This window comes from Streptomyces sp. NPDC005485, assembly GCF_040606085.1.
GTDB lineage: Bacteria > Actinomycetota > Actinomycetes > Streptomycetales > Streptomycetaceae > Streptomyces.
Map to the genome: position 1 here is coordinate 1 of NZ_JBEXDZ010000016.1, position 11,835 is coordinate 11,835.

7 protein-coding genes are annotated in these 11,835 nt (G+C 68.3%); all 7 read right to left on the reverse strand.

Features of this window, described 5'->3' with window-relative positions; translation table 11 throughout:
- Window positions 1-191: 191 nt before the first annotated feature.
- The 7 genes from ABZS97_RS08340 to ABZS97_RS08370 all read right to left on the reverse strand — a co-directional run bounded on the left by ABZS97_RS08340 (window position 192) and on the right by ABZS97_RS08370 (window position 11,633).
- The gene (locus ABZS97_RS08340) at window positions 192-1,679 is read right to left on the reverse strand and encodes an arabinofuranosidase catalytic domain-containing protein (protein WP_356135010.1); all 1,488 of its coding nucleotides are present in this window, start codon (window positions 1,677-1,679) and stop codon (window positions 192-194) included.
- A 1,001-nt stretch (window positions 1,680-2,680) separates the two neighbouring features.
- Window positions 2,681-4,180, reverse strand: coding sequence for an alpha-N-arabinofuranosidase (locus tag ABZS97_RS08345; RefSeq protein ID WP_356135012.1), 1,500 nt, complete (start codon window positions 4,178-4,180; stop codon window positions 2,681-2,683).
- A gap of 47 nt (window positions 4,181-4,227) precedes the next feature.
- Window positions 4,228-5,106 (reverse strand): carbohydrate ABC transporter permease, encoded by an 879-nt coding sequence (locus tag ABZS97_RS08350; protein WP_356135014.1) that lies wholly within the window; start codon window positions 5,104-5,106, stop codon window positions 4,228-4,230.
- Complete coding sequence (locus ABZS97_RS08355) at window positions 5,103-6,083, reverse strand: sugar ABC transporter permease (RefSeq protein ID WP_356135016.1); 981 nt, start codon at window positions 6,081-6,083, stop codon at window positions 5,103-5,105. Before ABZS97_RS08355 ends, ABZS97_RS08350 begins: the two co-directional genes overlap by 4 nt.
- A gap of 100 nt (window positions 6,084-6,183) precedes the next feature.
- On the reverse strand, window positions 6,184-7,497 hold the full coding sequence (locus ABZS97_RS08360) for a sugar ABC transporter substrate-binding protein (protein WP_356135018.1): 1,314 nt from the start codon (window positions 7,495-7,497) through the stop codon (window positions 6,184-6,186).
- Between the two features lie 65 nt (window positions 7,498-7,562).
- On the reverse strand, window positions 7,563-10,529 hold the full coding sequence (locus ABZS97_RS08365; protein WP_356135020.1) for a glycoside hydrolase family 2 TIM barrel-domain containing protein: 2,967 nt from the start codon (window positions 10,527-10,529) through the stop codon (window positions 7,563-7,565).
- A 108-nt stretch (window positions 10,530-10,637) separates the two neighbouring features.
- Window positions 10,638-11,633 (reverse strand): LacI family DNA-binding transcriptional regulator, encoded by a 996-nt coding sequence (locus tag ABZS97_RS08370; RefSeq protein WP_356135112.1) that lies wholly within the window; start codon window positions 11,631-11,633, stop codon window positions 10,638-10,640.
- Window positions 11,634-11,835 lie beyond the last annotated feature (202 nt).

Sequence of the window (11,835 nt, forward strand, 5' to 3'; positions counted from 1 at the left end):
CAACGAGTACAAGACCGCCGACTCCGAGCACCTCCTGGAGACCACCGGCAAGGAACTGCGCAAGCTCATGTCGTGGGTCAACGACGACGAGGCGTGACCCACCCCCGAAACGACCACTGGGGTGCGCACCATGACGGGCGCACCCCAGGGCCGAACTCACGCTGTGACACCCGCTCCAGGGGATGCCGCCCCTAGGGCGCGATGTTCCACTGCTGGCAGGTGTTGTCGAGCTGCTGCCACTGGCGGACGACGGTCCCGTTGGACGTGCCGCAGTCCTTCACGTCGAGCACGTTGCCGCTGTAGACGTTGCTGATGGTGTAGTGGCTGCCGACCTTGGTGACGTCCCACTGCTGGCAGAGGTTGCCGAGGGCGGCCCACAGGTTGAGGGATGTGCCGTTGGACTGTCCGCAGTTCACGGAGTCCAGGACCGTCCCGCTGTTGACGTTGGTGATGGTGTAGTGGCCGTTGCCCGCGCCGGCGAACTTCCACTGCTGGCAGGTGTTGCCGAGCGAGGTCCACTGCTGGATCGAGGTGCCGTTGGCGGTGCCGCAGTTCGTGGCGTCGAGGACCTTGCCGCTGTTGACGTTGGTCAGCCGGTACGCGGTGCCGGTGACCGGGAAGGCGGCAGCCGGTTTCGTGTAGCCGACCGAGACGACATTGGCCTGTACGGCGTTGTCAGCGGCGTCCGTCGGATAACCGGAGGTCATGACGCCCTCGAAGAAGGATCCGTCGGAACCGTTGCTGTTGTCACCGCCGGTGCCCAGAACGATGGCGCCCTCAAGGCTCATCGGGGTGTACCCGCCGAGGTTGGGCAGGGCTCCGTTGTACCAGGTGGACAGGCTGCCCGACTGCGCGTTGCCACCCTTGATCGCATAGGTGGTCTTGCCGTTGTTCTTCTCAAGGGCGGTGACGAACTCGCTGGAGTTGCCCTTGTTGCTCGAGTTGGCTCCGTTTCCTCCGAAGAAGAGCCCGTTCTCCAGGTCCGCCTCGACCCAGGGGCCCGATCCGGCGCCGGAACACGAGAACCAGCACTCCGTACCGAAGTTGATCGCGTCCATGTGGCCGTTGCCGGTGTCGTTGCCGGAGGTCTCGGCGTTGCCGTAGTCGAAGCAGCAGCGGTTGTTCACATGGTGGCCGCTGGTCACCATGTACGCGCCCTCCGGGGAACTCCCCGTCGCTACGCCCGAGGTGCTGTTGTCGCGGTAGCCGACACCGGGCGACACGAAGACCCCGTAGACCGAGTGGCCGCCGGCCGTCACCGGGAGGGCGTTGGCGATCGTACCGACGTCCTGTCCGCCGTTGCCGCCGGGCCCCTCGATGGTGAGGTCGTTGTGCTTCGAACTCTGGTCGTAGATCTTGGTGATGATGCAGGTCGTGCCGGAACAGAACGTGTCCTGCGCCGCGGCGTTGGCGTAGCCGCCGGCGGTGAGCGTCCCGATGTTCGCGGTCGTGGAGTCCGACGCGCGCTTGACCTGGTAGAGCGATCCGCTGTACGCGGCGAAGAGCGCCCGCGTCGTGCTGTGCGCGGCGACACACGGGGTGCCGGCGGAGGCGTAGATGTCGCACGGGAGTGACGTCGCGGCCTGCGAGGGGGCAGCCGTTCCGATCAGGACCCCGGCAACCAGCGCGATGGTCGCGCCGGCGGAGAGAAGCAGCCCTCTCAGGCGGTGAAGACGCAAAGGACCGATCACCGTGAAACTCCGTTTCCTCATTGCCGAATGGCGGGAGGCCGCTTTATCAGCGCTGACAATTCTGGCGATCACTCAGCGTGCGTGCAGACATCCAGGGGTGCGGGCACTTTTGGCTGCGCGGCCATCACTATGGGTCCGGCGTGACATTGCGTCAAGATTTCCAACACGTTCATTTGTGTGACTTGTGTGAGCGCTTACATCCCGTGCGACCTCTAGGCGGCGCGCATTGCGCTTCGTGTCGCTGACCTGCGAGTCCTTGCGCCAGCGAGGGAAGTCGGAACGGATCGGCGTGTTCGGTATTTCGTCAACCGAGCACTGAGCCCAGAACGTGAACTCCCGTTGCCGATTCAGGGTCCACATACTTGACAGCGCCTTTGCCGGAGCTTTTTCATTCTTTGGACCCGAAAAGTGTTATCCGTTTCCCGGAAACAACACGGGGGGAGCCGGACCGCCGGTGCCGGTAGTTCGTTGATTCCGGCGGTGGCACGGGGTGCCGACAGGTCGGGCCGACCGCAGGACGACGGAGAGGAAGCGGTTGGGAGCCCCCACTCGACCCGAGCAGCCGCCGTCGCAGTCGCCGCATCCGCCAAAAGCAAAAGCCCCAGGTCACGGCGAGTGAGTCCTGAGGCTTCCACAGAGCCGCCTTCGGGATTCGAACCCGAGACCTACGCATTACGAGATCGCCAGAGCGGTGCCCCGGGCTTCCCCGAGCATCCCCGTTTTCCACGTCTGCGCAGGTCAGGAGACATGAAAGTATCCCGGCCGTGTTGATCGTTCACGGCGTTTCACTGTCCTTCCGGACCCATCTTGGCCCCAGAGGGGCCCTGCCGGCGGGCTGTCACGGCTCCCGCCGGGCGGGCCTCCAGCTGAGGCCCGGGAGGCAAAGGGGAATCCGGCGCACTTGCTGGGTCTAAAACACGGCCTGGTCCAACGCATCCCCTGAGCTGGGGTGTTGCGACGACACTGGACGCCGTCAACGGTCGCGGTACTCAGCCAAGCGCGATGGCGGTCCACGACACCGGTGGCAGTTCGACGGTGAGCACGCCGTCGGCGAGCTTCGCGGTCGTGTTCGGGGCCGGGGTCACGCGGTTCTGCTCCGTGAGCGTGTTCTTGGCGTACACGTCGGCGTCGGCGAGCGTGACCGCCTCGGTCACGTGCGTCGAGCCGAGGCTCCGGACGTCGATCGTGACCTGCGCGGGCTCGTGCAGGTCACGGTTGACGAGGAAGACCGCGGCCCGGTCCTCGTCGGCGGTGGCGACGGCGTCGATGACGGATGCCTCACCGTGGCGTGCGGTGTCGTACACCGGTGCCTGGATCAGGGGCCGGATCACCTCGCCGGAGGCGAGCCGGCTCGTGATCGAGAACGGGTGGAAGGTGGTCTGCCGCCAGGCGGGGCCGCCGGGCTCGGTCATGATCGGCGCGATCACGTTGACGAGTTGCGCGATCGACGCGGAGGTGACGCGGTCGCTGTGCTTGAGGAGGGTCATCAGCAGGTTGCCGACGACGACGGCGTCCGCCACCGAGTAGACGTCCTCCAGCTGCCGGGGGGCGTGCCGCCACTCGTCGTTGACCTCGTCGGACTCCGCGTGCTCCTTTTGGTACCAGACGTTCCACTCGTCGAACGAGATGTTGATCTTCTTGTTGGAGCGTTTCTTGTAGCCCACGTGGTCGGCGGTCGCGACGACGGTGTCGATGAAGTAATCCATGTCGGTCGCCGAGGCGAGGAAGGAGCCGAGGTCGCCGTCGTACTCCTGGTAGTAGGCGTGGCAGGAGACGTAGTCGACGTGGTCGTAGGTGTGCTCGAGCACCGTGCGCTCCCAGTCGCCGAAGGTCGGCATTCCGGAGTTGGAGGAGCCGCAGACCACGAGTTCGAGCTCCTTGTCGGCCATCTTCATCGCGCCGGCGGTACGGGCGGCGAGCTTGCCGTAGTCGTCGGCCGCCAGGAAGCCGGTCTGCCACGGCCCGTCCATCTCGTTGCCGAGGCACCACATGCGCACGTTGTGCGGCTTGGGCGTGCCGTTGGCGATACGCAGGTCCGACAGCGCCGTACCGGAGGGGTGGTTGGCGTACTCGAGCAGGTCCAGGGCGGGCTGGATGCCCCGCGTGCCGAGGTTCACCGCGAGCATCAGTTCGGAGTCGGTGAGCTTGAGCCAGCGGGCGAACTCGTCCAGGCCGACCTGGTTCGACTCCAGCGAGTGCCAGGCGAGGTCGCGGCGCACCGGGCGCTTGTCGCGCGGGCCGACCGAGTCCTCCCAGCGGAACCCGGAGACGAAGTTGCCGCCCGGGTAGCGGATGGTCGTACTTCCGAGCTCCCTGACGAGCGCGACGACGTCCATACGGAACCCTTCGTCGTTCGCGCTCGGGTGTTCCGGCTCGTAGAGCCCGGTGTACACGCAGCGGCCGAGGTGTTCGACGAACGAGCCGAAGGTGCGGCGCCGGACGGGGGCGATGACGGCCCGCCTGTCGAGTTCGATGTGGGCGCGGGGCAATGCGGTAGTCCTTTGCAGTGCGGGACGGGGGTGCGGCGGCGGACGCGCTACTTGACGGCGCCTGCGGTCAGGCCCTTGCGCCAGAACCGCTGGAGGCTGATGAAGGCGAGGAGCAGGGGGATCAGTGACAGGAACGCACCGGTGATCGGCAGCAACGCCGGCACTCCGCCGGCGAACTCCGCGCGCCACTGCACCAGGCCCACCGTGACGGGCTGCAGTGAGGACGAGTTGAGCATGAGCGAGGGCAGCAGGTAGTTGTTCCAGATGCCGACGAACTGGAACAGGAAGACGGTCACCAGTGCCGGGGACATCAGCGGCAGGGCGATCCGGAAGAAGGTGCGCTGTTCGCCTGCTCCGTCGATCCGTGCGGCCTCAAGGAGTTCGTCCGGGACGGACGCCGCGGCGAAGATCCTGCACAGGTAGACGCCGAACGGGCTGACACAGCTGGGCAGCAGCACCGACCAGTAGGAGTTGGTGATGTCGAGCTTGGCCATGAGCAGGAACAACGGCAGGGCGAACATCGGCGCCGGGATGAGAACCGAGGCCAGGACGACGTTGAACACGCTTTCCCGGCCGCGGAACCTGAACTTGGACAGCGCGTAGCCGGCCATCGCGGACAGCAGGGTGCCGACGGTGGCGCCGACGAAACTGTACAGCGCGCTGTTGGCGAGCCAGGTGGCGAAGATGCCGCCCTCGAAGCTGAACACGTCTCTGATGTTGGTGACCAGGTCGAAGTGGGAGAACCACAGCGGCGTACCGGTGTAGAGGTAGCCCGAGGCCTTGGTCGCGGAGACGAACAGCCACCACAGCGGGATCAGCGTGTACAGGGCCATCAGGCCCAGCATGCCGTTGACGACGACCTTGCTCGCCATGTCGGTGCCGCGGCGGGCCGGTCGGGTCGGGCGGTCGGCCGAAATCACGCTCATGCCATCGCTCCCTTGCGCTGGTTGTACTTGAGAAAGCCGAACGAGAGCACGAGGGTGATCACCGCGAGCACGACGGACTGGGCGGCGGCCAGGTTCTGGCCGCCCACGTCCATGCCCAGGGTCGCGTTCATGATCGGGGAGAACTTCGGGTCGACGCCCGGGATACGCGCGCTGACCAGCACCGCAGGCTCGGTGTACAGCTGCGCCGTCCCGATGATGGAGAAGATCGTGGTCAGCACCAGCGCGGGACGTACCAGCGGGATCTTCACCGCCCACGCCAGGCGCCACCCGGTGCAGCCGTCGAGAGCGGCGGCCTCCATCACCTCCGCCGGGATCGTCTGCAACGCGGAGTAGATGATCAGCATGTTGTAGCCGGTCCAACCCCACGTGATCATGTTCCCGATCGAGAACGGGACCCACGACGGCGACAGGAAGTCGACGTCGATCCCGAGGTGGGACAGCGGTCCGGTGAACGGCGAGAGGTCTTTCGCCAGGAGGAAGGACCACATCAACGCGGCGATCGCACCCGGCAGCGCGTAGGGCAGGAAGAACGTGAGCCGGTAGGTCTTCCGCAGCCGGGCCGAGCGGGAGTCCAGCAGGAGCGCGAGCAGGAGGGCCAGGCCGAGCATGACCGGGACCTGGACGCAGCCCAGCAGCACGACCCGGACGATCGACGCGGTGAAGTCGTGGTCGCTGAAGGCGGCGGCGTAGTTGGACAGTCCCGCGAACTCTGTGGACTGCGCACCGCCGAACAGCCCGGTGCGGTGGACGGTGAAGAAGCTCTGGTAGATCGCGTAACAGATCGGCGCGACCATCATGGTCAGGAAGAGCACCGCGAACGGCGCCAGGAAACCCGACGCGGTCAACGCGGTACGGCGGCCTGCGCGCCGACGCCGACCGGTAGGGAAGTTGCGGGGGGTGACCGCGGGCACGGACCGCGGCGGTGACGCGGTGTCGGTGCTGCTGCGACTGCTCATGGAAACCTCGCTGGGCGGTTCGTCGTCAGGGAGCGGGTCCCCGCGGCGCCGGGTACCGGCGGCCGCGGGAACTCTTCGGGGCGGTTGGAGTCCCGCTGACTCAGCCGTTGGACACCGACAGTCCGAGCTTCTTGATCGCGGCGACCGTCGAGGCCTGCACCTTGGTGACCGCGTCCGGCAGGGTGCCCTTGCCCATGGCGCCGGTGAGGTCCGTCTGGACCTGCTGATAGGTCGGGCCGTTGGTCCAGGTGCTGGGCACCTGCGCGGCGGAGGCCTTGAACACGTCACCGACCTTCTGGCCGCCGAAGTACGGGTCACCCCCCGTGAGCGACGGGTCGTCCTGTCCGGCCTTCGACGCCGGGTACAGCCCGCTTTCGATGCCCGTCTTCACGGCCTGCGGGTCGCTGGACATGAACGCGGCGAACTGCGCGGCTTCGCGGGGCGACTTGCACCCGGTCATCACCGAGGTGGCCGAGCCGCCGTTGCTGGAGCTCTTGCCGTCGCCGGCCTCCCAGGTCGGCATCGGGGCGACCCTCCACTTGCCGGACAGGCCCTTCAGGTCCGACTTGATGCCGCCGGCGGCCCAGGACGCGTTGACGAACGTCAGCACCTTGCCGGCTGTGGCGGCCTTGTTGAACTTCGGGTCCCAGGCGTTGCCGGTCTTCGACAACACCAGCCCCTTGTCCTGCAGGTCCTGCCAGAATTCGGCGACCTTGCGGGTGCCGGGGTTGTCGATGCTGACGGTCCAGCTGTCTCCCTTGACCGAGTACCAGGACTGGCCGGTCTGCAGGGTGTAGGCCGCCAGATCGTTGCCCTCGCTGGGCGCGTTGCCGAACTTCACGCTCGGATCGGCGGCGGCGACCTTCTTGGCGTCGGCCTTGTACTCGGCCCAGGTGGCCGGCGGCTTGGTGATGCCGTACTTGGCGAACAGGTCCTTGCGGTAGAAGAGGACCATCGGGCCGACGTCCACCGGGACGCCGTAGATCTTGCCGCCGATGCTGGAGGCGGAGACGGCCGACGGGACGTACTTGGCCATGTCGGCGCTCGCGTACTTCGTGATGTCCATGACCGTGTTCTTCACGAGCATCGACGGGATGGCCTGGTACTCGATCTGGGCCAGGCACGGGCCCTCGCCGGCGGTGATCGCGTTGCTGATCTGGGTGTAGCCGCCCGTGCCGCCCGACGGGATCTTCTTGAAGGTGACCTTGGCGTTCGGGTGGGAGGCGTTCCACTGGTCGACGATCTTCTCGTAGCCGGCCCAGCCCCAGAACTCCATGCTCACCGGCCCGGCCTTGCCCTTCTCCGTGTTGTCGGAGGTGCTCTTGGTGCTGCTGCACGCGCCGAGGCCGGCCACGAGGAGCGCCGCGGTGGTGATCGTCAGGAGTCTGCGGGTGCGTATGGTGGTGCTGTTCATGTGAGGAACCTTCTGTGACAGGGGCTGACTTGCTGGATGGCCGGTGGGCGGGCGGGCAGGCCCGTCTACCGGCTGGTGCCGAACTCCACGCCGAACGCGGTGGTGACCGCGGCCAGGACGTCCGGTGCCGACGGGCCCGGACCGCAGGCCGCGCTGCCCAGACCGTGGTGCGCGTGGTCGAGGTGCAGATGGAGTCGGCCGTCGCGGACCAGGTCGTGCTGGTGGGCCGCGGCAGCCAGGGCTTCGGTGCTCCAGGGGCGAACGGTCAGGTCGATGACCGGGTCGCCGGTGATGAGCAGCGTGCCGTCCGGGGTGGTGATCCTGGCGCGGCGGACTTGGTGGCGGTTGCCGTTCTCCTGCGGGCGGACCTGAGGGATCTGCATCGCCGAGACGGTCGACCGGTGGCGGCCGACGCGAGCCGCGGCGCGGGAGTCGCGGTACGCCTCACCGGGACCGGGACCGAACCACTCGACGTCGGCGTCGGTGCCGGGCAGCGACATCGCGACGCCCAGTCGGGGCAGCGGCATCGGCCATGGGCCGTCGGGGGTGACGACGGTTTCCAGCCGGAGCCGGGCCTGGTCCGCATGCGGTGTGTCGCAGGCCGTCCAGTGGTAGACCACGCCGAGGCCGGACGAGGACCCCGCGGCGGCGAGGCGGGCGATGACCGTGAGTCCCGACACGTCGGGCTCGACACTCAGGACGTCGTGGCGCATCCGGTGCAGTCCGGCGGCGAACCAGGCGTCGGCCTGCGGCACCCCGAAGGCGCTGAGCAGGTCGTTGTCGAGCGGGGCCCGCCAGACGTCCAGCCTCGGACCGTCGAGCTCCAGGTCGCCGAGCCGTGTCAGCGCCCCGCTGCGGGCGTCGAACCGCGCGGGACCCAGTGCGATGTACCCGTCGTGGGCGATCGCCGGCGCCGGAGTGAACGGGACGGGCGCGGCGGCCGGAGCCACGACCAGCCCCTGGCCCCAGGCGATCTCGTGGCCGGCCTCGGCCCAGGTCTCGTCGGCGGCGAGCACCGCGGTCACGGTCAGCCACACCTCGTGGCCGGAGTCGTTCTTGCGCGCCGCATCGAGTGCGGCGGTGACGTCGGCGGGCCATTCGACGGTCGTCGTCGCGCCCGGAGCGGTCGCGGGCACGGTGAGGCCGCCGGAGCCCACGGGCTCGCCGCCGTCCTCGACGGTCCACTGGAATTCCAGGTAGCCGCTGTCGCGGACGTGGTGCAGGTTGTGCACGTCGATCTGCCGAGTCGCCGGGTGGATGCGGATCCGGACCGGCTCGACGACCTTCTTGTACTCGACCAGGCCCGGGGACGGCGTGCGGTCGGGGAAGAGCAGCCCGTCGGCGACGAAATTGCCGTCGTGGACCTCCTCGCCGAAGTCGCCGCCGTAGGCGTAGAACGAGCGGGGGTCCTCCTGCCCGGTGCGCCGGGCGATCCCGTGGTCGATCCACTCCCAGATGAATCCACCGGCCAGCCGCGGATGTGCCTCGATGACCTGCTGGTACTCGGACAGCCCGCCGGGGCCGGTGCCCATGGCGTGTCCGTACTCGCACAGCACGGCCGGCAGGGCGCGGCGGCGTGCGTCGTCGGCCGGATCAGCCGTCGGTGCCTCCTGGCCGCGTCCCACGGCGGACAGCTCGTCCACACCGATGTACATGCGGGAGTACAGGTCGACGTACGCGCAGCTCGCCCAGTCGCCCTCGTAGTGGATCAGGCGGCTGTCGTCGCGCTGTCGGATCCATGCGGCCGAGGCGGCCAGGTTGGCTCCGGTGCCGGACTCGTTCCCCAGCGACCAGACGATGACGGAGGGGTGGTTCTTGTCGCGTTCCACCAGCCGCGCGGCCCGGTCCAGGTAGGCCTCGCGCCAGGCGGGGTCGTCGCTGGGGTTGCGCCGCCAGCCGCCGGGTTCGAAGCCGTGCGTCTCGAGGTCGCCCTCGCAGAACACCCACAGGCCGTGCTCGTCGCACAGATCCAGGAAACGGTGGTCGGGCGGGTAGTGGCTGGTGCGCACCGCGTTGATGTTGTGCTGCTTCATGAGCAGCACGTCGGTCAGCATGGTGTCCTCGGTCAGGGTCCGCCCCGTCAGCGGATGCCATTCGTGGCGGTTGACGCCCCGCAGGGAGATCGGCTTGCCGTTCGCGGTCAGGACGCCGTCCACGACGGCTACGGTGCGGAAGCCGATGCGCAGCGGTATCCGCTCCCCGGCCTCGGAGACCAGTTCCCCCGCATAGAGGCGCGGCTGCTCGTCCGACCAGGGCTCGACGCCGTCGATCACGTGCGGGCCGGCCGGATCGGCGGCGGATATGCCGAGCTCGGGCACCGACAGGGACACCCGGGTGGGGGCGGTGACGTCGACGGCCAGGGTGCCCTGCCCCGTCGTGTGGTCGTAGGCGGCGTGGACGAAGAAGTCCTCGACGCCGCGGGCGGCCACGGACACCGACCGGAAGATCCCGGACAGCCACCACATGTCCTGGTCTTCCAGGTAGCTGCCGGACGACCACTGGTGCACGCGCACCGCGAGTACGTTCCGGCCGGGCCGCAGAGCAGCACAGACGTCGAACTCGGTGGTCAGCCGGCTGCCCTTGCCGTCGCCGAGCCGGATCCCGTTGAGCCACACCGCGAACGCGGAGTCGACGCCCTCGAACCGGAGCACCGCGGCCGATGCCGGGAACCCGTCCGGTACGTCGAACTCGCGGCGGTACTCGCCGGTCGGGTTCTCCCGGGGCACCCGCGGCGGGTCGACCGGGAACGGGTACAGGATGTTGGTGTAGGCGGGGGCGCCGTAGCGCGGCTCGCCGGGCAGGCCGGTCATCTGCCAGCAGGACGGTACGGCGAGCAGGTCCCAGGCGGTGTCGTCGAAGTCCGGCGCGGCGAAGTCCCCGGTGAGGTCGTCCAGCCCTGACGCCAGTCGGAATCTCCAGTCGCCGTCGAGCGCGATCGTGGGCAGGTCGGTGGCGAACGCGGCGCGCGGCCGCAGCCGTCCGGTGCCCGGCGACCGGTTTTCGACGTAGGCGTTGGGGTCGAGGTCGTTCATCAGTGGAGGTGCTTTCTGTCGGACTCGTAGCGTTGGCGGAAGCCGGCCCGGCAGGACCGTGCCGTCGACTCATGGGGTGACGCGCAGGTCGAGCGGTGCCAGGTGCTGTCAGGTCGCCCGGGGCGGGGCGCTGCTGTCCCGGATGGTCAGCGTCGGGCGCAGCTGCGTGAAAACGTTGGTCGGCGGCCGGCCGGAGTCGACGGCCCGCAGCAGCAGCTCGACGGCCTGCTGGGCCATCTCCCGCTTCGGGACGGTGACCGTGGTCAGCGCCGGCTGGATCTGTCCGACCTGGGCGATGTCGTCGAAGCCGACGATGCTGACGTCGCTGGGGACCCGCCGCCCGGACCGGACCACCGCCTCGACGGCACCGACGGCCAGGATGTCGTGGGTGGCGAAGATCGCCGTCACATCCGGATCCGCCTCCAGCGCCGCACGGCCCGCGTCGAACCCGCCGACGGCATCGTCCCTGGTGCAGACGAACACCTTGTGGTCGTCGATGACCAGCCCGTCCTCGGCGAACGCCCGGCGCAACCCGGCCACGCGCGGCGTGTGCGCGGGGAGATCGGCGATCACCGCGACGTTCCGGTGGCCGAGTTCCCTGAGGTAGCGCCCGGCCAGGAACCCGGCGTGCTCGTAGTCGATGGACACCACCGGCAGGGTGGTCGGCGGGTCTCCCTCCCAGGCGAACAGCGCGACCGGGAAGGCGGCCTCGACGAGCATCGGCAGCTGCTGTGCGACGCCGTTGTCACAGGCGACCAGCAGTGCGTCCACCGAGCGCGCGGCGAGGTTCTCCAGGTGGGCCCGGGTGTAGTCGGGATCGTCGCGCGTGGTGGCCAGCAGCAGGTTGTACCCGTGTCCGACCAGCACGTTCTCCACCTCCTCGACCACTTCCGAATAGAACGGATTGGCCACCGACGGCACGAACAGCCCCACCGTCGACGTGCTGCCGGTGCGCAGCGAGCGCGCCACCAGGTTCGGCTTGTAGCCGAGGTCGGCGATCGCCTTGTTCACCTTCGCCAGGGTCTCCGGCCGTACCTTCTTGCCCGAAACCACGTTGGAGACGGTCTGCTTGGTGACTCCCGCTCTCGCGGCCACATCCGCCATTGTCACCACGTAGGCCTCCCCGAAACTTTTATCGATCCACGAAAGTGGCGTCAGCGTAGGACGGCTGTCGCAGGAGGGCAAGACTTGGCCCCGTGGCCGTGATACAGCCGTTACAGAGCACGGTGAGGGCGTCATGAACGGGTCATGACTGTTTCCGCGACTTGAAATGCGCGGAGCATTGACGGTTCCGGAAAAGCGGCAG

Coding starts and splice junctions, on each gene's coding strand:
- ABZS97_RS08355 (WP_356135016.1), bottom strand. CDS start 6,083: ATGAGCAGTCGCAGCAGCACCGACACCGCGTCACCGCCGCGGTCCGTG.
- ABZS97_RS08360 (WP_356135018.1), bottom strand. CDS start 7,497: ATGAACAGCACCACCATACGCACCCGCAGACTCCTGACGATCACCACC.
- ABZS97_RS08370 (WP_356135112.1), bottom strand. CDS start 11,633: ATGGCGGATGTGGCCGCGAGAGCGGGAGTCACCAAGCAGACCGTCTCC.
- ABZS97_RS08350 (WP_356135014.1), bottom strand. CDS start 5,106: ATGAGCGTGATTTCGGCCGACCGCCCGACCCGACCGGCCCGCCGCGGC.
- ABZS97_RS08365 (WP_356135020.1), bottom strand. CDS start 10,529: ATGAACGACCTCGACCCCAACGCCTACGTCGAAAACCGGTCGCCGGGC.